The organism is Sinosporangium siamense (assembly GCF_016863435.1).
Classification (GTDB): domain Bacteria; phylum Actinomycetota; class Actinomycetes; order Streptosporangiales; family Streptosporangiaceae; genus Sinosporangium; species Sinosporangium siamense.
In genome coordinates, this window is sequence record NZ_BOOW01000013.1 from 183,712 (window position 1) to 208,451 (window position 24,740).

23 protein-coding genes and 1 pseudogene are annotated in these 24,740 nt (G+C 69.3%); 8 read left to right on the forward strand and 16 right to left on the reverse strand.

Going from position 1 to position 24,740, the window contains the following annotated elements:
* The first annotated feature begins 90 nt into the window (after positions 1-90).
* From Ssi02_RS11490 to Ssi02_RS11500, 3 genes are read left to right on the forward strand one after another with little or no spacing between them, the layout of a single operon-like run.
* The gene (locus tag Ssi02_RS11490; RefSeq protein WP_204024642.1) at positions 91-1,080 is read left to right on the forward strand and encodes a dipeptidase; all 990 of its coding nucleotides are present in this window, start codon (positions 91-93) and stop codon (positions 1,078-1,080) included.
* A gap of 13 nt (positions 1,081-1,093) precedes the next feature.
* Positions 1,094-2,707: a phytoene desaturase family protein gene (locus tag Ssi02_RS11495; protein ID WP_204024644.1), complete on the forward strand. Its 1,614-nt coding sequence runs from the start codon at positions 1,094-1,096 to the stop codon at positions 2,705-2,707.
* Positions 2,708-2,710: 3 nt separating this feature from the next.
* Positions 2,711-3,025 (forward strand): muconolactone Delta-isomerase, encoded by a 315-nt coding sequence (locus Ssi02_RS11500; RefSeq protein WP_204024646.1) that lies wholly within the window; start codon positions 2,711-2,713, stop codon positions 3,023-3,025.
* A gap of 203 nt (positions 3,026-3,228) precedes the next feature.
* Here Ssi02_RS11500 and Ssi02_RS11505 read toward each other — a convergent pair whose 3' ends face one another.
* The 10 genes from Ssi02_RS11505 to Ssi02_RS11550 all read right to left on the reverse strand — a co-directional run bounded on the left by Ssi02_RS11505 (position 3,229) and on the right by Ssi02_RS11550 (position 14,780).
* Entirely contained in the window at positions 3,229-4,233 is a 1,005-nt protein-coding gene (locus Ssi02_RS11505; RefSeq protein ID WP_204024648.1) for an ABC transporter ATP-binding protein, read from the reverse strand.
* Positions 4,230-5,225, reverse strand: a complete 996-nt coding sequence (locus tag Ssi02_RS11510; protein WP_204024650.1) for an ABC transporter ATP-binding protein — start codon at positions 5,223-5,225, stop codon at positions 4,230-4,232. Before Ssi02_RS11510 ends, Ssi02_RS11505 begins: the two co-directional genes overlap by 4 nt.
* A 23-nt stretch (positions 5,226-5,248) precedes the next feature.
* A complete protein-coding gene (locus Ssi02_RS11515) occupies positions 5,249-6,196 on the reverse strand; it encodes an ABC transporter permease (protein WP_204024652.1) in 948 nt (315 codons plus the stop codon).
* Positions 6,197-6,215: 19 nt separating this feature from the next.
* The gene (locus tag Ssi02_RS11520) at positions 6,216-7,106 is read right to left on the reverse strand and encodes an ABC transporter permease (RefSeq protein WP_204024654.1); all 891 of its coding nucleotides are present in this window, start codon (positions 7,104-7,106) and stop codon (positions 6,216-6,218) included.
* 14 nt (positions 7,107-7,120) lie between these two features.
* Complete coding sequence (locus tag Ssi02_RS11525; RefSeq protein WP_204024655.1) at positions 7,121-8,758, reverse strand: ABC transporter substrate-binding protein; 1,638 nt, start codon at positions 8,756-8,758, stop codon at positions 7,121-7,123.
* 214 nt (positions 8,759-8,972) lie between these two features.
* Positions 8,973-9,692, reverse strand: coding sequence for a maleate cis-trans isomerase family protein (locus Ssi02_RS11530; protein WP_204024657.1), 720 nt, complete (start codon positions 9,690-9,692; stop codon positions 8,973-8,975).
* Positions 9,693-10,048: 356 nt separating this feature from the next.
* Complete coding sequence (locus tag Ssi02_RS11535) at positions 10,049-10,858, reverse strand: IclR family transcriptional regulator (RefSeq protein WP_204024659.1); 810 nt, start codon at positions 10,856-10,858, stop codon at positions 10,049-10,051.
* Between the two features lie 220 nt (positions 10,859-11,078).
* Positions 11,079-12,797, reverse strand: coding sequence for a sensor histidine kinase (locus Ssi02_RS11540; RefSeq protein WP_204024714.1), 1,719 nt, complete (start codon positions 12,795-12,797; stop codon positions 11,079-11,081).
* A 261-nt stretch (positions 12,798-13,058) separates the two neighbouring features.
* On the reverse strand, positions 13,059-13,649 hold the full coding sequence (locus tag Ssi02_RS11545) for a hypothetical protein (protein WP_239128809.1): 591 nt from the start codon (positions 13,647-13,649) through the stop codon (positions 13,059-13,061).
* Positions 13,650-13,778: 129 nt separating this feature from the next.
* The gene (locus tag Ssi02_RS11550; RefSeq protein ID WP_204024661.1) at positions 13,779-14,780 is read right to left on the reverse strand and encodes an Acg family FMN-binding oxidoreductase; all 1,002 of its coding nucleotides are present in this window, start codon (positions 14,778-14,780) and stop codon (positions 13,779-13,781) included.
* 367 nt (positions 14,781-15,147) lie between these two features.
* Here Ssi02_RS11550 and Ssi02_RS11555 point away from each other — a divergent pair, with 367 nt between their 5' ends.
* Together Ssi02_RS11555 and Ssi02_RS11560 are read left to right on the forward strand one after the other, a co-directional pair.
* Complete coding sequence (locus tag Ssi02_RS11555) at positions 15,148-15,483, forward strand: histone-like nucleoid-structuring protein Lsr2 (RefSeq protein WP_204024663.1); 336 nt, start codon at positions 15,148-15,150, stop codon at positions 15,481-15,483.
* Positions 15,484-15,680: 197 nt separating this feature from the next.
* Positions 15,681-15,929 carry a cysteine hydrolase family protein gene (locus Ssi02_RS11560; RefSeq protein WP_204024665.1) on the forward strand — a complete coding sequence of 83 codons (249 nt, stop codon included), beginning with the start codon at positions 15,681-15,683 and terminating at the stop codon, positions 15,927-15,929.
* A gap of 57 nt (positions 15,930-15,986) precedes the next feature.
* Here Ssi02_RS11560 and Ssi02_RS11565 read toward each other — a convergent pair whose 3' ends face one another.
* From Ssi02_RS11565 to Ssi02_RS11585, 6 genes and pseudogenes are all read right to left on the reverse strand, one after another.
* Positions 15,987-16,766 (reverse strand): carboxypeptidase-like regulatory domain-containing protein, encoded by a 780-nt coding sequence (locus Ssi02_RS11565; RefSeq protein ID WP_204024666.1) that lies wholly within the window; start codon positions 16,764-16,766, stop codon positions 15,987-15,989.
* Positions 16,763-17,728, reverse strand: coding sequence for a carboxypeptidase regulatory-like domain-containing protein (locus Ssi02_RS38655; RefSeq protein WP_275410654.1), 966 nt, complete (start codon positions 17,726-17,728; stop codon positions 16,763-16,765). The genes Ssi02_RS11565 and Ssi02_RS38655 overlap by 4 nt, the downstream gene beginning before the upstream one ends.
* A pseudogene (locus Ssi02_RS40150) lies at positions 17,720-18,464 on the reverse strand (NIDO-like domain-containing protein); the annotation flags it as partial. The gene Ssi02_RS38655 and the pseudogene Ssi02_RS40150, both read right to left, overlap by 9 nt.
* Positions 18,386-18,940, reverse strand: a complete 555-nt coding sequence (locus tag Ssi02_RS11575) for a S8/S53 family peptidase (protein WP_204024667.1) — start codon at positions 18,938-18,940, stop codon at positions 18,386-18,388. The gene Ssi02_RS11575 and the pseudogene Ssi02_RS40150, both read right to left, overlap by 79 nt.
* Complete coding sequence (locus tag Ssi02_RS11580; RefSeq protein ID WP_204024668.1) at positions 18,937-19,572, reverse strand: S8/S53 family peptidase; 636 nt, start codon at positions 19,570-19,572, stop codon at positions 18,937-18,939. Before Ssi02_RS11580 ends, Ssi02_RS11575 begins: the two co-directional genes overlap by 4 nt.
* A gap of 306 nt (positions 19,573-19,878) precedes the next feature.
* Positions 19,879-20,787: a LysR family transcriptional regulator gene (locus Ssi02_RS11585; protein WP_204024669.1), complete on the reverse strand. Its 909-nt coding sequence runs from the start codon at positions 20,785-20,787 to the stop codon at positions 19,879-19,881.
* A gap of 173 nt (positions 20,788-20,960) precedes the next feature.
* On the opposite strand from Ssi02_RS11585, the gene Ssi02_RS11590 reads away from it, so the two are divergent.
* From Ssi02_RS11590 to Ssi02_RS11600, 3 genes are read left to right on the forward strand one after another with little or no spacing between them, the layout of a single operon-like run.
* Complete coding sequence (locus Ssi02_RS11590; protein ID WP_204024670.1) at positions 20,961-21,830, forward strand: FAD binding domain-containing protein; 870 nt, start codon at positions 20,961-20,963, stop codon at positions 21,828-21,830.
* Positions 21,831-21,832: 2 nt separating this feature from the next.
* On the forward strand, positions 21,833-22,312 hold the full coding sequence (locus Ssi02_RS11595) for a (2Fe-2S)-binding protein (RefSeq protein ID WP_204024671.1): 480 nt from the start codon (positions 21,833-21,835) through the stop codon (positions 22,310-22,312).
* Positions 22,309-24,681 carry an aerobic carbon-monoxide dehydrogenase large subunit gene (locus tag Ssi02_RS11600; RefSeq protein ID WP_239128810.1) on the forward strand — a complete coding sequence of 791 codons (2,373 nt, stop codon included), beginning with the start codon at positions 22,309-22,311 and terminating at the stop codon, positions 24,679-24,681. Before Ssi02_RS11595 ends, Ssi02_RS11600 begins: the two co-directional genes overlap by 4 nt.
* Positions 24,682-24,740 lie beyond the last annotated feature (59 nt).

A 24,740-nucleotide genomic window follows, 5' to 3' on the forward strand; every position in this document is an offset into this window, starting at 1 on the left:
CCCCTCGTTGACCTGTTGAAACCATTCTGGGTACGCTGTCCCAGAATTATTGGGACAGTGGGCCAACATGCCCTCGCGGAGGAGTGATCAATGCTTATCGACGCCCTGCAGTTCAGCAAGCCCGGCAGGGAGCGATTCCAGGAGTGGCGTGACGCCGGGCTCGCGGCGGTTCACGTGACGACTGCCATCTGGGAGGACTCCACCGAGACCATGCGCGAGCTCGGCCGCTGGCAGCGCCTGCTCACCGAGCACGCCGACCTGCTGACGGAGGGGCGCGGCGCGGACGACATCCGCGCCGCCAAGGCCGAGGGCCGCACCGCCGTCGTGTTCGGCTTTCAGAACAGCACCCCCTTCGAGGACGACCTCGACCTGGTCGGCGCCTTCCACCAGGCCGGCGTGCGGATCGCCCAGCTCACGTACAACACGCAGAACTCCGCGGGCGCCGGCTGCTGGGAGCACGAGGACACGGGCCTCTCCCGCACCTACGGCGTCAATCTCATCCGTGAGATGAACCAGGTCGGCATGCTGGTCGACGTCTCCCACTGCAACGAGCGCACCTGTCTGGAGGCGTTCGAGGCCTCCGAGAAGCCTGTCGCGATCACCCACGCGAACCCGCGCGACTACGTCGGCGGCGACGTCGAGCTCGCCGTGCGCAACAAGTCGGCTGACGTGCTCAAGACCATGGCCCAGCAGGACGGCGTCATCGGACTCAGCATGTATCCCCGGCTCGCGCCCAACGGCACCGATTGCAGCCTCGACGACTTCTGCGACATGGTCGCCTGGACGGTCGACCTCATCGGCGTCGACCACGTCGGTCTCGGCTCGGACTTCTACACCGGCCACGGCGACGAGGAGCTGGTGTGGTGGCGGCAGGGCCGCTGGAGCCGCTCGCCCATGGTGCCGATCTCCGGCGTGGTCGAGTTCCCGGGCTGGTTCGACGCGGCCAAGGGCTACCGCGACGTCCTCGACGGCCTCCGCAAGCGCGGCATGACGGACGAGGAGGTCGCCAAGGTCGCCGGGGAGAACTGGCTGCGCCTTTTCGACGCCACTTTTGGCACGTTCCACAAGCAGGCCGGCTGATGGCGGGCCGGGCATGAGAGGACGTACGGCGGAAGCCGAGTTCGACGTCGTCGTCCTGGGCGGCGGGCACAACGGGCTCGTGGCCGCCGCCTACCTCGGCAAGGCGGGACTGCGGACCGCACTCGTCGAGGCCCGCGAAACCCTCGGCGGCCCCTGCGGGGCCTACGAGTTCCTGCCGGGCCGCCGGCTGTCCTTCACCAACTCCCCGGGGTCCCTCGATCCCGCCGTGGTGGCCGAGCTGGACCTTGCCGGCTTCGGCCTGCGGTTCGTCCCGGCCGATCCCACGGTGGTGCAGCGTTACGACGACGGCTACTTCCTCGGCTGGCGCGACCAGGCGCGGGTCGAGCGGCAGCTCGACGCCTTCGCCCCCGGCGAGGGCGCACGCTACCGGCGGCTGGTGGACGATCTGGAACGGCTCGGCCGCACGCTCGGGGTCTCCCTCGCCGAGCCGTCGCCCTCCCTCGCCGAGCTCGCCCGCCGGCTGCGGACCCCCGAGGACGAGAGGCTGTTCACCTCCGTCTTCCTGCGCGGCCTCACTGAACTCCTCGACGACTACCTGGTCGCCGACGAGACCAAGGCGCTGCTCACCATGCTGGCGCTCAACGCCCACCTGGTGCCGCCGTCCGCGCCCGGCACGGCGGTGGGGCTCATGATGCGGCCGTTCGCCCTCGCCTCACGTGCGCGGCTCTCCGCCGACGACCCCGGCCGGGTCGCCCTCCGGGGGTCGACCGGCCTCCCCGTCGGGTCGATGAGCGCCATCGTGGACGCCCTTGAGCGGTGTTGCCGCAGCCACGGCGTGCACATCCGGACCGGGTCCCCGGTCACCGACGTCGTCCACGCCGCGGGGCGGGTGCGAGGAGTGGCGGTCGCGGGTGGCGACGTGCTCTCCGCCGACCGTGTCGTGGCCGCCGTCAGCCCGGTGCATCTCTTCCGCGACCTGCTGGACGACGAGGCGCTGGGACCGGAGGTCCGGCGCGCGGTGGCGTCGAGGCGCATCCGGGGCTCTGCCTTCAAGGTCCTCCTTGAGGTGGACGGGCTTCCGCCCTACGCCGACCTGCCGGAGGGGGTCTCCCAGACGCAGGCGGCGACGTGTCAGTTCCGCCTCGGCGGCTCACCGGCCGGCATCGAGCGGTCCATCCACGACGCACTGGCCGGGATACCTTCCCAGAAGCCCCTCATGTGGGGGCTTATCCCTACGATCACCTCACCTCATCTGACTCCCGGCGACACGCATCTCATCAGTGTGAACGCCTGGCATGCGCCGTACGACCTGCGTGAGGGCGATTGGGAGAGCGAGACCGACAAATTCGGACGGCGGTGTGTGGACGAGCTCTCGCGGCTCATGCCGGGACTCGCCGACCGCATCGTCGACCACCGTTTCATGGGCCCGGTCGAGATCGAACGCGAACTCGGCCTGGTGGAGAGCAACATCACGCACGGCGACATGCTGCCGGGGGACCTCTTCGCCACACGGCCCCACCCCGAGATCGCCGGTTACCGCACGCCGCTTCGCGGCTTCTACCTCAGCGGCTCGGGCACATGGCCCGGCGGTTACGTCACCGGCATCCCCGGACGTAATGCGAGCCGGGCCGTACTGAGCGACGCCCTCAACGAGAGAAAGCACTAGAGCATGGAATTCCTCGTCAACATCCGCATCCAATGGCCCGCGGACGGCGACCCCGAGAAGTACGCCAGGATCGCCGAGGAGGAGAGGGCCCTGGCCGGCAAGCTCGCGGAAGCCGGTCACCTCATCCGCATGTGGCGTGTCCCCGGCAGGCGGGAGAACTGGGGCCTCTGGCGGGCGGAGAGCCCGAGCGAACTGCACGAGATCCTGTCCCGGCTGCCCGTCTGGCCGTGGATGGACATCACCGTGCACCCCCTCGGCTGGCACCCGGTGGACCCCGCGCCGGAGCACTCGAGACCGCAGGTCACGCTGCCGCACTGAGAAGACCGAGAGAGGGGCCCGGCTGCCACTGGGGCGCCGCCGGGCCCCTTGGCACGTTTCCCGCCGCTTTGCCGAGCATCGCGGCAAGACGAGCACCGCGGCAAGACGAGCACTGCGGCAAGCCGAGCACCGCGGCAAGACGGACGAGCACCGCGAAAAGGGGCCGGGAACAGTCCCGGCCCCTCCCCTTGCGTGTGGGGTGCTCAGACCGTGGCGGGTGCCAGGGCCGCGATCACGGCGGGGTCGTCGTGACGGTGGCAGGCCACCGTGTGACCGTCGGACACGGCCACCGTCGCGGGCTCCGCCGTACGGCACTGGTCCGTCGCGAACGGGCACGTCCGCTGGAAGCGGCAGCCGGGCGGCGGGGCGACGGGGTCGGGCGGCTCCGCGCGGGGCCGGGTGTCGGTGATGTTCTCCTTCCTGCGGGGGTCGGGAAGGGGGACGGCCCGCAGGAGGGCGTGGGTGTACGGATGACGGGGAGAGGCGAACAGGTCGTCGCGGGAGGCGGCCTCCATGATGCGCCCGCCGTACATCACGACGACCCGGTCGGAGATGTGGCGCACGACGCTGAGGTCGTGTGCGATGAACAGGTAGCTCAGGTCGAGCCGGTCGCGCAGGTCCTGGAGCAGGTTGACGATCTGCCCCTGGATGCTGACGTCGAGCGCGGAGACGATCTCGTCGCAGACGATGAACCGGGGCTCCACGGCCAGGGCGCGGGCGATCGCCACCCGCTGGCGCTGACCGCCGGAGAGCTCGTGCGGATAGCGCCGTGCGAGCTCGGGGCGCAGACCGACCTGGTCGAGCAGTTCCGCGACACGCTTGCCGACCGCTTCCCTGGGGACGATCCTGTGCACGGTCAGCACCTCGCGCAGCACCGCGCCGACCGTCATCCGCGGGTTGAGGCTGGCGAAGGGGTCCTGGTAGACGATCTGCGCGAGGCGGGGCAGCGAGCCGTCGGCCCGCCGCGTGGCGAGGTCCTCGCCGTGGAGGCGCACCCTGCCCCCGGTGACGGGCGCCAGGCCGATGAGCGCACGGCCCGTGGTGCTCTTGCCGCTGCCGCTCTCGCCGACCAGGCTGACGATGCCGCGGGCCGGCACGGTGAACGACACCCCGTCGACGGCGCGGGCGGCGGCGACGACCCGGCGCAGCACCCCGGAACGCACGGGGAAGTGCACACGCAGGTCCTCGACCACGATGTCGGATGTCATGGGGTTTCCTCCAGCACGACGGGACAGCGGACACGGTGATCGGGCGCCCCGCCGGCGCCGATCCGCACGAGCTGCGGCATCGACTGTTCGCAGCCGGCCCGGGCGAGCAGGCAGCGGGGGTGGTAGGCGCAGCCCGGCGGCGGTTGTTCGAGGTCGGGCGGGAGGCCGGGGATGGGCCGCAGCCGCTCCCGCAACTCCTCGTCCATCCTCGGCATCGAGGCGAGGAGCGCCCGCGTGTAGGGATGCCGCGGGCGGTCGAAGAGGTCGGTGGTGGACGCCGTCTCCACGATGCGTCCGGCGTACATCACGGCGATGCGGTCGGTGATGCCCGCCACCACGCCGAGGTCGTGACTGATCAGGATCAGCGCCATGCCGAGCTCGCGCCTGAGGCGGTCGATGAGACCCAGCACCTGGGCCTGAATCGTCACGTCGAGAGCCGTCGTCGGCTCGTCCGCGATCAGCACCTTGGGGTTCCTGCTGATCGCCATCGCGATCAGCACGCGCTGGCGCATGCCGCCCGACAACTCGTGCGGGTAGCTGCCGAGCCGCTGCCGCGCGCCGGGCAGGCCCACCAGATCGAGCAGTTCGGCGCACCGCTCCAGCGCGGCCCGCCGCCGCATCCCGTCGTAGCGCACGAGGGGTTCGGCCATCTGCGCGCCGATGGTCATGGCCGGGTTGAGCGCCGACAACGCGTCCTGCGAGACCAGCCCGATGCCGGAGCCCCGTACGGCACGCATCCGCTTGGCCGGGATCCCGGCGAGGTCGTCCCCGCCGAACCGGATGGCGCCCGAGATGTCCGCCACCGGGCTCGGGAGCAGCCGCAGCACGGCCAGCATGGTCTGGCTCTTGCCGCAGCCGGACTCGCCGACGATGCCGAGCGCCTCGCCCGGGGCCACCCGGAAAGAGACGTCGTCGACCGTGCGGAACGGCCGGTCCCGGCCCGGATAGGCGACGCTGAGCCGCTCCACGTCAAGGAGTGCCTGTGAACTCATGTTCGTCCTCTCGGCGAGCCCTGTCAGGCCAGTTTGATCTTGGGGTTGAAATAGGCCTGAAGCGTGTCGACCAGGAAGTTGATCAACACGAATCCGATCGCGATGAGCAGGATGCCGCCCTGGATCAGGGGGATGTCCCGGGTGGAGATCGCCTGGTAGAGCGCGAGCCCGATGCCGGGCCACGAGAACACCGTCTCGGTCAGCACGGCCCCGCTCAGCAGGAATCCGGCTTGCAGCCCGATCACCGTGACGACCGAGGGCAGCGCGTTCGGCAGCACATGCCGGACGACGACCCGCATCTCGCCGACACCCCGCGACCTGGCCGTACGGACGTAGTCGTTGCCGATCACCTCAAGCACGGCGGACCTCGTCATACGCGCGATGACCGCGAGCGACCACGCCGCGAGCGTGATCACCGGCAGCACCATGTGCGCCACCACGTCGACGACTCCGCCGCCGCCGATGGAGGTCATGCCGGTCGCCGGCAGGAGCCGCAACCCCAGGGAGAACGTCATGATCAGCACGAGGCCGAACCAGAAGGAGGGAATCGAGTTGAAGAACAACACGCCGACGGTCAGGCCCCGGTCGCGGACCGACCCGGGCTTCATCGCCGCCCACGTGCCGATCGCCACGCCGAGCAGGGCGGCGACGACGATGGCGGTCCCGGACAGCAGCACGGTGTTGGCGATCCGCTCGGCCAGGACCGACATGACCGGGCGTCCGAAGGAGAGGGACCGGCCGAGATCCCCGGTGAACAGGTTGCCGAGATAGGTGACGTACTGGGTGAGCACGGGCTCGTTGAGCCCCATCTCCTCCCGCAGCGCCTGCCTCTCCTGCTCCGAGGAACTCGGCCCGAGCAGTGCGGCGGCCTGATCACCGGGGATGATCTGGCCGAGGAGGAACGTCGCGAGTGTGACCCCGAAGGCGACCGGGATCATCTGCAGGGCTCGCCGCACGGTGAAGGTCAGCATGGGGGCTCCGTAAACGAGGTCATGGGCGGGTCCGGCGGGCCCGGGGATCGAGCCGGTCGCGCACGCCGTCGCCGAGGAGGTTGAAACCGACGGCGAGCACGACGATGGCGAGCCCGGGGATCGTCGCCACATGCGGTGCGGTCAGCAGGAGGGAACGGCCGCCGCTGAGCATCTGGCCCCAGTCGGGTGTGGGAGGCTGCGCGCCGAGGCCGAGGAAGGCCAGGCTTGAGCTGAGGATGACGTTCCGCCCGGTCTGGAGGGTGGCGAAGACGATCGTGCTGCCCAGCAGGTTGGGAGTGACGTGCCGGAAGGCCACACGCGAGTGACTGAATCCCAGGGCACGCGCGGCCTCGACGTATTGCTCCTGCTTGAGCCCGAGAACGGCGCCCCGGACGATTCTTCCGAACTCCGGCACCGTCACGACCACCATCGCGATGATCATCGAGGTGAGGCCGGGGCCCAGCGCCACACCGATGCCGAGCGCGAACAGGATGCCGGGGAAGGAGAACATCACATCGAAGACCCGCATGAGCACGCTGTCCACCCAGCCGCCCACATAGCCCGCGAGCAGTCCGAGACAGCCGCCGACCAGCAGCGCGAACAGCGTCGGCACGACGGCGACCAGCAAGGCCAGGCGGGTGCCGTGCAGCAGCCTGCTCAGGATGTCGCGCCCCACCTCGTCGGTGCCGAGGATGTGGCCGGGGCTGAAGATCCCGAGCCCAAGCGCGGAGGTGTCCGTGCGAAGGGGATCGTACGGCGCGAGCCACGGAGCCAGCAGCGCCAGCAGGACGCTGCCCAGCACGATGGCCGCACCGATGTTTAACGTGGCGTTGCCGTTCGTCAGCCGGGGCAGGCGGAGTCTCCGCGCCGGGGAGACGCTCTGCGGTCCGAGAGCGGTCGGTGAATCCATGGTCGTCCTCTCCCTCACCGGCGGCCGAGGGTGGTGTAGTCGATGTAGACCGATGTGGCGGGGACCACGCCGGTCACCTCACGGTTGAGCAGGCGGGGCAGCCTGTCCTGGTAGAGGAAGACCCAGGGGGCGTCGCCGGCGATCAGGTCACCGGCCCGCCGATAGAGCGAGAAGCGCTCGGCGTCGTCGCGCTCGCCTCTGGCCTGGTCGAACAGGGCGTCGACCCGCCCGTTCCGATACCAGCCCCGGTTCACGCCCCCGGGGGGCACGAGTTTGCCGCTGAACATGCGCTCCAGGAAGTCCGCCGAGGCGGCACCCGTCGTCCAGCCGTTGAACGACCCGTGCACACCGTCGGGGTAACCCGGCCCCTCCTGAGCCAGCAGGGAGGCGAACTCCATGTATTGCACGTCGAGTTCGACGCCGATCGCCTTGAGGTCCTGCTGGATCAGCGACATGATCTCCGTGGCCTGGGTGAAGCCGGGGCCGCTGTTCGGCGACAGCACCCGCAGGCGGACAGGAGTCGCCACGCCGCTCTCGGCGAGAAGCCTTCGTGCTTTGCCGGGATCGTGGCTGTAGCCGGCGCCCTGTCGCGTGCTCGCGTCGTAGGCCTCGTTGCCCTTGGGGATCGGGTGCGTCGACGGCGCGGCCTGCCCGCCGGTCAGCCGGGCGATGGCCGCACGGTCGATCGCGTAGTTGAGGGCCTGCCGGAACTCGGGGCGACTCGTCGGGGCGATCCGCGTGTTGAGCCGGATGAAATACTGATTCGCCGGATCGGGGTACTGCACAGCCATGATGTCGTTGTGCTGGAACTGCTTGACCTGTTGAGCACCCGCGCTGAGGATCGCGTCGACCTCGCCGGTCTGCGCGGCGATGGCGAGGGTCGTCGGGTCGGTCACCGCCTCGATGATGATTTTCGCGGCACGCGGCTTGCCACCCCAGAACTTGGGGTTGGGCCGCAGGTCGAGGCGTTTGCCCTGCTCGAAGCTTTGTACGGAGAAAGAGCCGGTGCCGACGGGCTTGAGGCCGATCTCGTCGCCGCCGATCTGCTTGAGCGCGGCCGGGCTGATGATCGACATCCGCCGGTCGGTGAGCAGGCGCGGCATGGCCGCGTAGGGTTCCTTCAGCTTGAGGACCACGGTCGAGGCGTCGGGGGTGCTCACCGTGTCGATCCAGCGGGTCAGGAAGGACATGTTGCCGGCCGCCGTCTTGTCGTAGACGGGGGAGGACTTGTCCATGATGCGGGCGAAGTTGACCTTGACCGCATCCGCGTCGAACGCGGTCCCGTCGGCGAAGAGGACTCCCGGGCGCAAGGTGAACGTGTGCGTCCGGGCGTCCGCCGACGTCGTCCACGACTGCGCCAGCCCGGGCACGAGCGCGGGGGCGCGGTCGGAGGTCTTGCTCAGGTCCTCGCGCACCAGCGGGTCGTAGAGCGCGTCGATCAGGCGCAGACCGACGGTGCCGTTGAGCCGGTGCGGATCGAGTGGCGGAATCTCGCCCTCCGACCCGATCACGACCGTGCCGGCGTCGCGCCCGAGCGCCGTCCCGCCCGCGCACCCCGTCAACGCGAGGCCCGCCGCGAGGAGAATGATCGCTGCCGTAAACGAATGTCGGGGCCGTCCGCGTGAGCGCACCGATGGGGGGAGCAACTCCATGTTCACTGCCTTTGCTTACTCGTGCCACCGCTGTGCCGTGAGCGGCTGGACTGCGGGGGCACGTCGGGGGTGGGGGCGGGGCGCTGTCGTCGGCGCCGATCGGCTTTCCCCCGGGGACGCGCGGTCTGTGTCCGGGGGGGGCTCGTCGTGAGGGAGGAGGGGGTCGCGGCGTCCGCTGGGCCCGGGCCGGGGGGTGAGGGCACCGGGCGGAGGACTAGATGCTGCCGAGTTTCCCGAGCGTGGGAATCTTGTCGCGCAGGCCGAGGTAGCGCAGGGCCCGCCACAGGCTCGCCTGGTTGCTCGTGACCACGGGGACACCGGTGTCCATCTCGAGGTACGGCAGGATTTCGAAGGTCCGGTAGGTGCCGCAGGAGATCAGGATGGCGTCGGCGTCCGGGGCCGCCTTGAGCACGCGCTTGCCCAGGCGGTAGGCGCTGTCGGCGTCGTGCACGCTCGCCTCGTAGGGGTCGGTGATCTGCAGTCCCTCGATCGCGGCCACCGGGATGCCGACCGCCTCAAGGTAGGCGCGCAGCGCCTCGTTGACCTCGTCGCTGTAGATCGTGCCGATGGCCACCGAGGTCGCACCAAGCGCGCGGAGCGCGTCCACCGTGGCCTGCTGCATCGTGATCGCGGGGATGCCGGTGACGGCGGTGATCTCGTCGGTCACCTTCTCGTCGGTGCCGGGTCCCGGGATGAACGTGCCGGGCGCGCCGCACTGGACGATGAGATCCACCTTGGCCGTGGCGAGCTGTCTCGCCGCCTCGGTGACCTGGCTCATCATGACTTTGAGGCCCTCGGCGTCCACCCGGGGGACGATCGTCCGCGCGTCTGCGAAGGCGACGCCGGGAGGGGCTGCCTCTCGCCACTCCTCGGCACCTTCGATCGCCGTCGCGGGCCTGATCTGTCCGATCCGCGCTCGCCAGCCCATCAACATGACTTTGCCTCCTGAGGAAGTGGGGATATGGAACGTTCCACGGCGTTCGACTCAGCCCGTGGACGCTTCCAGCCGTCTCCGCCGTGCCTGCGGCCGGCCACCGCCCGATGTCGTGGCTTTCGGCGGGCAGCGGCGCTTGCCGCCCCGGGGCGGGACAGCAGACCAGATTGTTTGGGACAATGTACCGAAGTGGAATTTGGGGGTCAATGGCCAGGTTAGAACGCCGGCGTCGGTGCTCCGGCGTACTGGCTCACGCCGCTTCGCCGTATTGCGCTCACACCGCGGGCTCACCGCGCTTACGCACGCCGACGGCCCGGCACCATTCCGCGGTGCCGGGCCGCCGGGGCGATCGTGGGTCAGCCTTGCCGCCAGCGGATCGCGATCTGATGGGCGCCCTCGCGCAGCGAGGGAAGCAGCTCGGCGACCCGCTCGTCCGTCAGCCGCACCGCGGGCCCGTAGATGCTGAGGGCCGCGACCGTCCCGCCCCGCACGCCGACGGGAACCGCGACGCCGCAGGCCCCCTCGATCCACTCGCCCCTGCTCACCGCATATCCGGCCGTCCGCGCCTCGGCCACCCGCCGCGTGAGCGTGTCGCCCTCCTCCGATTCAGCGGTGACGCGCTCCAGACCCCCTTCGTCCAGGAGAGCCAGCAGGGCCCGCCCCGTCGCGCCCTGCAACGGGGAGTAGGGCCGGCCCACGCCGGTGATGAGCCGCAGCGGCTGGGTGCTCTCCGCCTCGTAGACGGTGACCCGCCGATCGCCCACCAGGGTCGACACGCACGCCGTCTCCCCCGTCGTGGCCGCGATCGACTGGGCGATCTCCCGTGAGGCGCTCACCAGATCGCTGTTGGCCGCGTATTTCCACGCCAGTGTCAGAGCCGCCGGGCCGATCTCGTAGCGGCGGCTCTCCTCGTCGAAGACCGCGAGACCGACACGCTCCAAGGACGTGAGGATGCGCTGGGTGGAGCTCTTACTGATCATGAGGTCGCGGCTCAGCTCCCGCACACCCCTGGGGCGGTCCGCCTCGGCGATCGCGTGGAGCACCATGAGAGCGTGGTCGACGATCTGCACGGTCGTCCCGGGCGCGGCGGCCACCCGCTCACCGTCGGCTCCCACCTCAGGGGCACCGGCGACCTGCCGCAGCGGGGACACGGACTCACTCACCATCGCGGAACTCGGCTTTCTCGCACAGGATTGCTCGGAACCATCACCTCGCGCGACACCATCGCAGGCATGCGGGCGGTGGATAGTTGTGCACTCTAGTCAGTGCAAGCGTCCAAGGCGCCACGGCACGTTGATCGACATGCGCGGCGAACGCTCATATGGTCCACCGTACCGGCACGCCGCTCTGTTGATTTTCGCGAGTTCCGCCGGAACGTAACGGGTGTTACGTGCCTGGCGAGTGCCGCTCCCCGGGAGACAGTGGGATGCGCCACACGAGCCGGGTGCCGCCGGGGTCGCGTCTGGCCGCGGTGAAGGTGCCGCCCAGATCCTCGGCTCGTTCCCGCATGTTGCGCAGGCCGCTTCTGTGGCCTCCGGCGGGGAGCCCCACGCCGTCGTCCTCCACCTGGAGCAGCAGCTCCTCTCCGGCCTCCGCCAGGATGTCCACCCGCTTTGCGCGGGCGTGCCGTACGACATTGGACAGGGCCTCGCGGAGCACGGCCAGCAGCTGGTCGCCGATGTCGGCGGGGACGGTGGTGTCGATGGCGCCTTCCATGCGGACGCCGGGCATGAACCCGAGATGGCCGCGGGCGGACTCGACGAGCTCCATGATCTGGGCGCGCAACCCGGGGGCGGTGTCGTGGGCGGGGGTCTGCAGGGCGAAGATGGTCGACCTGATCTGCCGGATGGTCTCGTCCAGCTCGTCCACGGCGTGCTGGAGGCGGGCGGATCCCGTGGGGTCGTCCACCAGGCGCACGGTGCTCATCAGCGTCATGGCCACCGCGAACAACCGCTGGATCACCAGGTCGTGCAGATCCTTCGCGATCCGGTCGCGGTCCTCCAGCAGATGCAGGCGCTCGGCGTCCTTGCGGACCTCGGCCAGCTCCAGGGCGACGCCCGCCTGGCCGGCGAGGGTCTGCACCATGCGGCGGTCGGATTCGCCGAACGGCTGCCGCCCGGCGAGTTTGAAGAGGCCCAGCACACCCTGCACCTGCCGCCCGGCGGTGAGGGGCACGCCGAGGGCCGGTCCCAGCGAGAGGCCGCCCAGCAGGGCCGAGTCGGGTTCGCGGACGTTGATGTCGTCGGTCGTCTGGGTATGCCCGGTGCGCAGCGCGTCGCCGGCCAGGGTGCCCTCGATCGGGCCCTCACGGCCGCGCAGTGAGTCGTCGCCGAAGCCGTCGGCGATCTCCACCCGGAGGTTCTCGCCCCGGGGGAAACCGATGGTGACGGTGTCGGCGTCGGTCATCTCACGGGTGCGCCTGGCCATGACGGCCAGCACGTGCCGGACGTCGGTCCCCGACAGGAGGCCGGTGGTCAGCTCGGCGGAGATCTGGAGCCACGTTTCGCGGCGGCGGGTCTCCTCGTAGAGGCGGGCGTTCTCGATGGCGACGCCGGCGGCGGTGGCGAGGGCGGAGACGATGGCCTCGTCCTCCTCCTCGAAGATCCCGCCCCCGATCTTCTCGGTGAGATAGAGGTTGCCGAAAACCTCGTCGCGCACCCGGATCGGCACGCCCAGGAAGGTGCGCATCGGCGGATGACCGGGCGGGAAGCCGTAGGACTCGGGGTGGTCGGCGATGTCCGGCAGCCGCAGCGGCTGAGGGTTCTTGATCAGCAACCCCAGCAGTCCCTTGCCGTGGGGCCAGTGCTCGATCTCGGCGATCTCCTCCTCGGTGATGCCCACCGGGATGAACTGCATGAGCGTGTTCCCGTCGCCGATCACCCCCAGCGCGCCGTATCGCGCGTCCACCAGCTTCACGGCGGCCTCCACCATGCGCCGCAACACGGTCTCCAGATCGAGGTCGCTGCCGACGGAGACCACGGCTTCCAAGAGGGAGTGCACCCGGTCGCGGGTCGCGAGCACGTCCTCCAGACGGGTCTGCAACTCCGCGAGAAGCTCGTCCAACCGCATATGCGGGAGAAGCGAGCGGAGATCCCCTTCCGCCATGATCACATGCCCTTCTCACCCTGACTGTGGCAACAATCCTCCCATTCCTCATCCTTGCCCAGGAAACACGCCTGGGCGGGCATGATCGCCCTCCCGAACCCCCTGCAGCCGCCCGTCTCAGGCGAGCTCACGGCCACCGGCCTCGTCGTCTCGGAGCCGGAGGACGGAGGGGAGACGGCAAAGGTTGCTGAAAACCTGGTTGACAACGCCGAAGCCCGCCCCCTGGGTGTGGGGCGGGCTTCGGGGTAGGGGACACGGACCTTACTTCAGGTACGGCATGCGCCGTACGAGCCGGGTGTTTCCCCACCAGCGGCCGATGCCGAGCGTGTCACCGGCGTTGGCGAAGGCGAGACCGGCGAGCAGGACGGCGTAGATCAGGTGGTCGTCCATGAAGGGGTTGGTGGTCAGCGGGAGCGCGGCCGCCCACATGAGGAGCAACATCAGACCTCCCGCCACGGCGGCGATCCGCAGTCCTGCGCCGAGGATCAGCGCTCCGCCGACCCCGAGCAACCCGAGCATGAACAGCCAGTCCACCCACGCCTGCCCGGCCAGGCCGTTGAAGGCGGTCCCGAATGTGCCGTCTGCTCCAGTGAGGAACCCCATGGTGGGGCTGCCTCCCGCAAGCCACGCCTTGGCCGGCGCTGTGGCGAACCCGAGGCCGAAGGTCTTGTCCAGGAAGGCCCAGAGGAAGATCCAGCCAAGGGCGAGCCGGGCGACCGCCCAGGTGTAGTCGGCGGCGCTGTGACGCGCCCGCGTGGGCGCCTCGTTGTGGCGGTTGGGCGTGCGGGGTGCCGGCACGTGGGTCGTCACGGGCTTGGCGAGCCGCCGCCGGTAGTCGTCCCTGCTGGCCATGATGTGGCTCCTTGCGGGAGGTGGTGCGTTGTGTGCACCTACAGAACATCGTGTTCGGCGCTCCGCAAGCAGTGCCGTACGGCATGCCCAGGCACGGCTGAAGTCCCGATTCCATGGGACCTTTGGCCGTTAAAGATCTTCTTCCAGCATGTCGTCCAGCGGGCGCCGCGGCGTGCCGAGGGTCTCTTCGGGCACACCCAGCCGCATGATCATTTGCGGGTGCTCTCCGGAGAGCAGCTCCTCGCGGAGGAACTCCCGCAGATGGTGCATCTCCAGCGCCTGGGTGTGGAAGGCCGCGCTGACGCCGTGGGCACAGGCCCGCAGCAGGACACGCTGCAGGGCCTGGCCGGTCGTGAGCCAGTCCTTGCGCCGGTCCTCGGCCGTGGTGATCACCGCGACGACGCCGGCGTGGCCGGGGGCCTGGCCGCCGACCTGCCGCTCGAAGCCCCATCCGCGGCCGTGGGCGTAGTCCCGCTGGTCGAACTGAGGTTCGGTCCGGCTGGGGGCCGCCGGATATGCATGCGCCGGCACCCCTTCGCGCCGAGTGTCGCCGGGAGGCCGTGACCAGCGCAGGAGTTCGAGGGAGAAGGCCAGATCCTGCTCCTGGACCTCCTGCGCTGCGGTCGTCAGCGCGGCGATCACGCGGACGGCGGACGGCGACGCCACCGGGGTGAAAAGCGCTCCCTCGGCCTCCGCCTCCAAGGTGAGGACACGGAGGAGTTCCGCGGGGACGGGATCGTCGGTGAAACCGCCTCGGTGTGTGTGGCGCAATTCGATCTGGTCGTACAACATCCGGCTGTGCTCGTCTGCGCCGTCGGATTCACCCAGGCGCACGGTGGCCAGAAGATTGGGCCGGTCCGGATCCGGCAGAACCCGCAGCTGTGGCCGCTGTCCCTTCGCCAGGAGCGCCACATGCACATTGAACAGCGCGGCACCGCAACTGATCAGCATCTGGCGTCCGGAAGTGTCGCCCACGCGCAGCAGCCGGTCGGCGTCGGCGCGCAGGCCGAGTTCGCCGCCGGAAAGGACGAACGACCACGGCTGAGTATTGTGCACAGAAGGCGCCCACGCGGCAGCGCCGGCCGCCGCTCGCAACATCTCCGTGGTCTCGTCGTCGGTGGGGCCGCTCATACGCCCTCCCAAGTTCACTGTCCCCACAGTCCGCGGATGGGAGCGTGTGCGGTAGGGCCGCCCGCCCCTTGCGGCATGGACTTTGTTCACCCTTCTCGTAGGACTTCCGTCCCTGCGGAGGCTCCCGCCTGGCGGGCGGGAAAACCGCGAAGCGCGCACGGACAAGGCTTTTCAGGTTATCCCGAGGGCCGCAGAAGGCCCCATGCCACCGCCTCTGACCTGGGTGGAGGCGTGCCGAGGGCGGCAGGACGGAAAATTGCGCTGTGTCCGGGAAACAGAAGTCGAGGTCATGGGACTATCATTTTATTGACGGCCGTATAACGAGCTGTCATAGACACAGGAGTCCGACTCTCTAAGGAGCCGCATTATGGCTAAGCAGATCCGGGAGATTCTTATAGATGACCTGGACGGCGGGACCGGGAATGAGACGGTCTCTTTCGCAATTGATGGCACCTCCTTTGAGATCGACCTGTCGACATCGAATGCGAAGAAGCTCCGTAAGGCGCTCCAGCCGTATGTCTCCGGAGCCCGCAAGGTCCGAGCCGGCAGGGGACGCGGCAGAAGAGGGCGCGCCGCCGCCGGGGGATTGACGCGGGAGCAGTCCGGCGAGATCCGCGAATGGGCCAAGAAGAAGGGGTTGGACGTCAGCGCCCGCGGCCGCATCGCCCGCGCCGTGATCGATCAGTACAACGCCGCTCACTGAGCCCGCTCATTGAGGGCACGGTCCGGCGTCACGGCCTCCGAAGGACTGTGACGCCGGACGGCCGAGCCGGCCCGTTCGGTATTACTGGTCCACGAAATGCAGAGGTTTTTCCTCCGTCCTTTCCTGGAGGATGTGAGAGATCGTCGGCGCGAAACACGCATGCGCTGCCGGACCGCTGCAGGGGCCTTGCCGTACCGGTGGCCTTCACCGCCCGGCCGGGCGGCATGATCGATGAGCAACGCGGTCTCCTGAAGGATTTCTGGGGGCCCGGCATGCGGGCGGACCCCGCCGACCGGGAAGCGGCGGGACCGCTCACCCCCGCCCCCGGCGACCGGCTGCTGACCAGTCCGGCGGCAAACTCGTGGTCGGCGTGGGTGGCGCCAGGCCGGGTTCCGCCATGGCTCATCGCCATGACGGGACTCCTCCGTACCAGGCGGTCTTTCTAGGGGACCGGCTTGTCGGGCCGTTGCGAGACTCGGATGCTGTTGAAAATGGGATTTCCCCTACGCGCCATGAACCGCACGTTGAGCTGCCCGTCCGTCACCAGCACCGTGTAGCTCCTGGTGACGGCGGTGTGTGTGCCCACCTCCTGGGCCAGATCGAGGGCCGGCACCGCGAGAGGTCGTGGCGGAGCCGCCCAGGTTGGTCAGCAGGAAGGTGCCGTCCTTGCGGGAGTCGGGGGACATCACCAGATCCACCTCCCTCACCGAGGCGCTCACCCGGCTGGTGATCAAGGAGAGGTCGGCGAACGTGCGCTCGCCCGCCGCGACCGTCGCGGCCTGGGTGAGCGTGCCGTAGTTCTCTTTGTGTACGGTGACGCGGTGGTCGCCGGGGGGCACCTGGGCGGCGTAGATTCCGTCCTCGTTGGTTTTGGCGGTCGTGCCGTCGCCGACCTTCACGGTGGCTCCCGCCAGGGGTTTGCCGTCGTTGGCGTCGGTGACGACGCCGGCGAGCACTCCGTGGCGGGTGGCGGGTGGCGGGTGGCGGGTGGCGGTGAAGGTGAGGCTCTGGCTCTGTGCGAGGGCCGTCTCGTTGAAGGAATACTCGAAGGCGTTCCAGTCGTCCTGCTCCAGCCCGATCGTCGCCCTGCTCCCCGAGGAACGATCGCTGCCGTCGCCCTTGTAGTGGAAGCCGATCGAGCCGTCCTCGCCGAGCACGACGGAGAAGGAGATCCGCTTGCCGGTGTCCCACTCGAAGGTGGCGTTGCGCCACTCAAGGACGAAGCTCCGGTTCGGCGCCGTTCCCAGGGTGGCTGTGCAGACGCCGGCATTGTTGTCGATCACCAGGCCATCTCAGAAGGGGAGGATTCCGCCGGGCGGGGTGCCATACGAGGGCAACGGTTGATTGGTGGGCGCACCCCCTCCCTGAGGAAGCTGAGCCAGCCGTCGACGCCGAGCCATGCGCTGTCGTAGGTGGCGCCATAGTGCATGACCGGGAAAGGCAGCGTGATTTGGTGCCGTATTGCGGCGCCCCTTATCGGCAGCCGGTCGCTGCCGGCGATGTAGGGGGCGTTGCCCTCGGCGCAGGTGTAGCCGAAGTGGTCGGTGCGGCTTGGCAGGACCACGTCCCTGGTCATGTCCGCGCCGACGGCGACCGGCACCTTCACCGGTCCCGCGCAGTGGGCGTGAGGCGGGATGACGTCCAACTCGTAAGTGCCGGCGGGCACCGCGAGCCTGTAGCGCCCCGTGGAGTCGGTGACCGTGCCTGTGGAGGTGCCGGCCACCCTGATCTCGACGTCGGACTGGGGCCCGCCGCCGAAGGTCACCGTGCCCGCCACGGTGTGCGCCGGCAGCGCCGTCATCGCGACATCTTGTACGACGGTCGTGTCGGCTGCCACGATGACGGTCGCCGACGCCTCGTCACATCCGAGCTTACGAGCACTGATCCGGCAGGTGCCGGTCTTGAGGCTGGGAAGGGCGTAGGTGCCGTTCTGGCCGGTGGCGAGCTTGCGATTCATCGGGCCGGTGAGGGGGAGGTCGGCCTGGGGGACGGGAGCTCCGCCCGAGGTAACGGTCCCGCTCAGGCCACCGACGCGGCCGGTCGGCGTTTCGAGCGCCGCCCGATGGGCGTCCAGGCGGCCCTCGCCCCAGGTGTTGTTCTTGGCGGCGGTGCCACCGCAACGGGTGTCGTCGACGTCGACTGCGGAGAGATCGAGGATTTCCCGGGTCGCTGCGATGTCTCCCCTTAGCGCGGGCGCCGCGGACCACAGGAGTGCCACAGTGCCCGCGACATGCGGAGACGCCATCGATGTGCCGGACTTGACGGCGTAGCCGCCCCCCGGCACCGATGAGCGCACATCGGCACCCCGGTGCGGCGATGTTGGGTTTGATCTCATGGAGGTCCCCGATGCCGCGGCTGGAGAAACTCGCGATCGTGTTGTCGGCGCCGAAGGCGCCTGCCGAGTAGGAGTTGGTGTCGGCCGCGGGGGATCCCGTGCCGTTGCACGTCGGGCCGCGATTGCCGTTGCCGAACACCGTGAAGATGCCTGCCGCGGTCCAGGCGTCCACGACCGGGGCGAACCACGGCTCCATGTCCTCGCCGCCCCAGGAGTTGTTGATGACGTGCGGTGCCAGGTCGGGACGGGGGTTCCGGCCGTTGAGGTCGGTGGGGGAGACGCGTTGGGCTGGGGCCCACTTAAAGGCGACATCGCGCCACTCGACGACAGTGGTGCGCGCGGGTGCCGTGCCGGCGTTAGCGGTGTAGATGCCGGACCGGTCGTCGACCACGAGGTCATCCCAGAAGGGATAGATCGCCGCGTGGAACTGAGAGTGGCTCGGCAGGCGCTCATTCCATCCGGGCATCTGATCGCGCAATCCGGAGGAGAAGCTGAGATAGCCGTGGGTGGAGATCGTCACCTTGCGGTGGTTGTGCTGGTAGAAGGGAAACGAGAACGGCAGGGTGATCACGGGTGGATTGCGGGGGGGGGAGACGACGGTCTGCCGCTCCGTGCCCCCACATAGGGTTCGAAACCGACGACGCACCCGTAGCCGAAGGCGTCCAGACGGTGGTCCAGAGCGATGTCCTGGGCCGGGCCGCCGGTCGCCCCGATCGTCACGCGTGTTGTTCCCACGCACGCCGGAGTCGCGGGCACGACCTTCAGCCGCTGCTCCCCGGAGCCGTCCTCTCCAGGACCGCGCGCGGTCCATCCCCAGATCTTGTCGTCGGCGCCGAAGGCGGTCGCGGTGTAGCCGTTGGCGTATTGACCGGGGGAGTAGCCGAAGTTGCAGATCTCATTGCTGCGCGGTCCGAGATCGAGGGCCGGGAAGATGCCCGCCGCCACCCAGGCGTCGACGATCTCCTTGTACCACCGCGAGAACTCGTTTCCCATCGACCCCGTGCTCTGGGGAAATCCCCAGCTGTTGACGACGATGTCGGGAGCCAGATCGGGACGTGGATTGCGCCCTGCGACGTCGGTGGGAGCGAGCATCCACTGCCCCGCCTCAAGCAGGGTGCTCATATGGCACCTGTTCTCCTGGCAGGCGCCCGCGTTGATCCATTTCGCGCCGGGGCGACGCCGATCCGATCGGTTTCGGTTCCGCCCACCGCGACCCCCATTTGCATGGTGCCCGCGATGGATATGCCGTTGTAGTCACACGGCCCGGTGTTTCCAGGAAGGTAGCACCAATTGAGGTCCCGCCGGTTGTGATTGTGGTCGAGGCTGCCGTCTGCTTTCCTGCCGCGATATTGCGCGGCGAGCGCCGGGTGGTGGAAATCCACGGGGGAGCCGATATTGCCCGCCACGACGCCTTCACCGCGGGCGTCGAAGTCGCTCCAGACCCGGTTGGCGCCGATCCGGTCGATGTTCCACTCGACCCCGTTGACCTTGGCCTGTGTCTTTGCCTTCTGCACTGTGGTCGCCGGCGCCTGCCGTTCGAGGACCGCGTCGGGTATGACACGCTCGAACTCGGGGAGTTTCGCGATGTCGGCGGCCAGTGCGGCGTCACCGGTGACCCGGGCGGCGTTCACCGCCCAGAGCGGGGTGAAGTTCACTTTCCGCGTGGTGAGGAGGGAACGCAGGCCGGCCTGGGCGGAGGCGGCGACGGCGGTTCCCGTGAGGATCGTCCGCCACCGCCGGGGGGTGAGCGGCAACACGACCTCCTTCAGACCGGGCGCCGGCGACGGGCCGCCGGGCCCCGGCCGATTTGAGCGTGCGCCCGGAAATGATCTGTGTAAGTCACGCGGAGAATCGTGTAGCGATCTCGGCGGATTTTCAAGTTGTGGACTGTTGTATTGAATTGACTTAAATAGATTTAAGATTGCAGGAGCGCTCCCGGCTTTGCCTTTTTCGCGGCTAGCGGTGTTTTCGAGTCGCCGGAAAATCCGCATTTCGCCTCTGGGGCGACCTGTGATTCCGCTCGGAATTCCCTTGGGCGATTTCCCGGCCCGGCGGCGGGCCTATCGCGGCAGCGTGACCGATACCTGAGGCCGGAAGAACGCCTTCGGCACCCCCGCCTCCGGTGACCGCATGAGCTGGGTGGCCGCGCCGCCGGCCAGGAAATCCAGGAGGGCCGTGGCCGCGGGTGACCGTACGGCGGGTTCAAGGGTCGTGGCATACCAGCAGGTCTCCATCGGCGTGGCCGCCGTGGGCACGGTGGCGAGTTCGCCGCGCCGCATCTGCGGGGTGACCAGGTGGGCGATGGCGGGCGCGACGCCGGCGCCGTCGGCGGCGGCGTTCCAGGCGGCGGTCTGGTTGGGGAAGACCCGGATGCGGGTTTCCGGCACGCGCAGGCGGCGCAGCAGGAGGCCGGTGTCGCCGCCGGGGTCGATGCCGGAGGGGTCGACGAGCCAGGTGTCGCGCAGGCCGCGGGGCGCGCCGACGACGATGAGGCGGCAGCGCAGGACGGGCTCGCTCACCAGGCCGGGCCTGGCCATGCGGGGGCCGAGGGCGACGTCGGCCAGGCCGTTGGCGAGCAGGCCCTCCATCTCGTCGGCGGAGGCCGTGCCGAACGAGGTGTCGATGAGGTGCCGCGCGCTGAACAGGTTGGCGAGCGGCGGTGAGACGAACTCCGCGAGCACGCTCGTGGCCACGAGATGGAGCCGCTCGGCTACGGGTGACCGTACGGCGCGTTCGGCGGCGGCGCCGAGGGCGATCATCTGGGTGGCGATGCCGAGGAGACGCCGCCCGGCCTCGGTGAGGGCCATGCGATCGGCGGTGCGGGTGAGCAGGGGGTCGCCGAGTTGCTGGCGGAGGGCGCCGAGGGCCTGGGAGACGGCGGGGTCGCTGACGCCGAGTTCGCGTGCGGCGGCTTTGACCGATCCACGGCGGGCGACGAAGACAAAAGCGCTGAGCTGCGTCAAGGTCATCCGGGCCGGACCGGCGGCGGAGGTGTGCCCGGTCACTGGCTGGGAGGCGGCTGTCCGATGTGACGCCAGTGGTATCTCCGGGTGCATGTGTCTTTCATACCGCCTCGTGCACATTAATGAATGGCTTATTTCCGGATTGTTCGGTACATCTGGACAAGGCGAGGGTTGCAAGCATGCAGGTTCCCGCGCGATTCGAATACGAGAAGGCGACGAGCGTTCCTCACGCTCTGGCCCTCCTGGAGCGTTACGGTCCCGATGCCCGGGTCGTCGCCGGAGGCCACAGCCTTATTCCGATGATGAAGTTGCGTCTGGCCCAGCCCGAGGCACTCATCGACATCAATGACCTGCGCGAACTCGCGCACCTTCGAGTCGAGGGCGGAGAGTTGGCCGTGGGCGCACTGGTGCGCCACGCCGAACTACTGGCGAGCCCCTTGGTCGCCGAGCACTTCGCGATCCTCATCGACGCGGAACGCGTCATCGCCGACCCGGTCGTCCGCAACCGGGGCACGGTGGGCGGATCGCTCTGCCAGGCGGACCCGTCGGAGGACCTGGCCGCCGCTTTCGCCGCGCTCAAGGCGGACGCCGTGGTCACAGGTCCCGGCGGCAGCCGTACGGTGCCCCTCAGAGGGTTTCACCAGGGCCCCTACGAGACGGTCGTCGAGCCGGGCGAACTGCTCGCCGAGTTGAGAGTGCCGGTACGGCACGGCGCGGGCAGCGCCTACGAGAAGGTCGAGCGCCGGGTCGGCGACTGGCCGGTGGCGGCGGCCGGGGCGCTGATCCTCATTGAGGACGGCCTGATCACGGAAGCGGGGATCGGGCTGACCGCGGTGAGTGCGCCCGGTTTCACCGCCCCGGAGGCGGAGGACTACCTGATCGGCCGTGAACCGGTCGACGCGGTCTTCGCGGAGGCGGGCCGCCGCGCCGCCGCCGTGTGCAATCCGCACGCCGATCAGCGCGGCCCCGCGGACTACAAGCGTCACCTCGCCGGTGAACTCACCCGGCGCGCCCTACGGAAGGCGGCCCGCCGGGCCGCGGAGGACTGAACGTGCAGATCACCGTCACTGTGAACGACCAGCCCTACACGCGGGAGGTGGAGCCCCGGCTGCTCCTGGTGCACTTCCTCCGGGACGAATTAGGACTGACCGGCACGCACTGGGGGTGCGACACCTCCAACTGCGGCGCCTGCGTTGTCCAGATCGACGCCGTGCCCGTCAAATCCTGCACGATGCTCGCCGTCATGGCCGACGGCCACCACGTGACCACTGTGGAGGGGCTGGAGAAAAACGGCGAACTCGACCCGGTGCAGAAGGGGTTCACCGAGTGCCACGGGCTGCAGTGCGGTTTCTGCACGCCGGGCATGATGCTCACCGCCCGCTGGCTGCTGGACAACAACCCCGATCCCGACGAGAGCGAGATCCGCGAGGCGATCTCCGGGCAGCTCTGCCGGTGCACCGGTTATGAGAACATCGTCCGCTCCGTGCGCTGGGCGGCCGAGCACACGTGCACCCCGGAGGTGTCGGCGTGACCACCAGCACCCCCATGGGGTTCGGCCGCATGCACCGCAAGGAGGACGCGCGCTTCATCCGGGGACGCGGCCAATATGTCGACGACGTACAGCTGCCCGGCATGTTGCACGGTGCCATACTGCGCAGCCCGCACGCCCACGCGCGCATCCTGTCCGTCGACACCTCGGCCGCCGAGGCGCTGCCCGGCGTCAAGGCCGTCATCACCGGTGAGACCCTCGCCGGGCTCGGGCTGGCCTGGATGCCGACGCTCTCCAAGGACGTGCAGGCGGTGCTCGCCACCGACAAGGTCAGGTTCCAGGGGCAGGAGGTGGCGTTCGTCGTCGCCGAAGACCGCTACATCGCGCGGGACGCCCTGGAGTTGATCGAGGTCGACTACGAGCCGCTGCCCTCGGTGATCGACGCACGAACGGCGCTGGCGGAGGCAGCGCCGGTCATCCGCGACGACCTCGACGGCAAGAAGGACAACCACATCTTCGACTGGGAGGCCGGCGACCGGGCACACACCGAGGCGATCTTCGAGCGGGCCGAGGTGCGGGTGTCGCAGGACATGCTTTACCCGCGGGTGCACCCGGCGCCGCTGGAGACGTGCGGCGCGCTCGCCGACTTCGACAAGGTGACGGGGAAGCTCACCGTGTGGTGCCCCACGCAGGCCCCGCATGCGCACCGCACGCTTTATGCCATGGTGGCGGGGCTGCCGGAGCACAAGATCCGGGTGATCTCGCCGGACATCGGCGGCGGCTTCGGCGGCAAGGTCGGGATTTATCCAGGATATGTCTGTGCGATCGTCGGCTCGATCGTCACCGGCAAACCCGTCAAGTGGATGGAAGACCGCTCAGAAAACCTGATGAGTACGGCTTTCGCCCGCGACTACCACATGACCGGTGAGATAGCCGCCACCCAGGACGGCCGCGTCCAGGCCATCCGCGTCAAGGTCCTCGCCGACCACGGCGCCTTCAACGGCACCGCCCAGCCCACGAAGTTCCCCGCCGGGTTCTTCCACGTCTTCAGCGGCTCCTACGACATCGAGACCGCCCACTGCGAGGTCACCGGCGTCTACAGCAACAAGGCCCCCGGCGGTGTCGCCTACGCCTGCTCGTTCCGCATCACCGAGGCCGTCTACCTCGTCGAACGCCTCATGGACGTCCTCGCCTACGAACTCGGCATGGACCCCGCCGAACTCCGCATGAAGAACCTCCTGCGGGCCGACCAATTCCCCTACACCTCGCCCACCGGCTGGGAATACGACTCCGGCGACTATCCGCGCACCCTCGCCCTCGCCATGGAGATGGCGGGCTACGACAAACTCCGCGCCGAACAGGCCGAACGCCGCGCCAACGGCGACCGCAGGCTCATGGGCATCGGCCTCAGCTTCTTCACCGAGGCCGTCGGCGCCGGCCCGCGCAAGCACATGGACATCCTCGGCCTCGGCATGGCCGACGGCGCCGAACTCCGGGTCCACCCCACCGGCAAGGCCGTACTCCGCGTCTCCTGCCAAAGCCAGGGCCAAGGCCACGAAACCACCTTCGCCCAGATCGTCGCCGAGGAACTCGGCATCTCACCCGACGACGTCGACGTCGTCCACGGCGATACCGACCAGACCCCCTTCGGCCTCGGCACCTACGGCTCCCGGTCCACTCCCGTTTCCGGAGCCGCCGCCGCCATGGTCACCCGCAAAGTGCGCGACCGTGCCAAACTCGTCGCCTCCGCCATGCTGGAAGTCGCCCCCGACGACCTCGAATGGACCAAAGGCCGCTGGTCCGTCAAAGGCGACCCGAAACACGGCGCCACCATCCAGGAGATCGCCCTCGCCTCCCACGGCGCCGTCGAACTCCCCGAAGGCGTCGAAGGCCACCTCGACGCCACATGCGTCTACAACCCGCCCAACCTCACCTACCCCTTCGGCGCCTACATCTGCGTCGTCGACGTCGACCCCGACACCGGGCAGGTCGACGTGCGGCGCTTCATCGCGGTCGACGACTGCGGCGTGCGCATCAACCCGATGATCGTCGAAGGCCAGATCCACGGCGGCCTCGCCGACGGCATCGGCATGGCCCTCATGCAGCTCATGGCCTTCGACGAGGACGGCAACCACCTCGGCGCCTCCTTCATGGACTATCTGCTGCCGACCGCCGTCGAATGCCCCTCCTGGGAACTCGGCGAAACCGTCACCCCCTCCCCGCACCACCCCATCGGCGCGAAAGGCGTCGGCGAATCGGCCACCGTCGGCTCACCCGCCGCCGTCGTCAACGCCGTCCTCGACGCCCTCAAGCCCTACGGCATCCGCCACGCCGACATGCCCCTCACCCCGTCCAACGTGTGGCGCGCCATCCAAGGCCGCCCCATACGCACCGACCTGGCCATCACGTGACCGACATCCACATCACCCCCCGCCCCCGCCCCCGCCGCGACACGGCGGGGGCGGGCGGG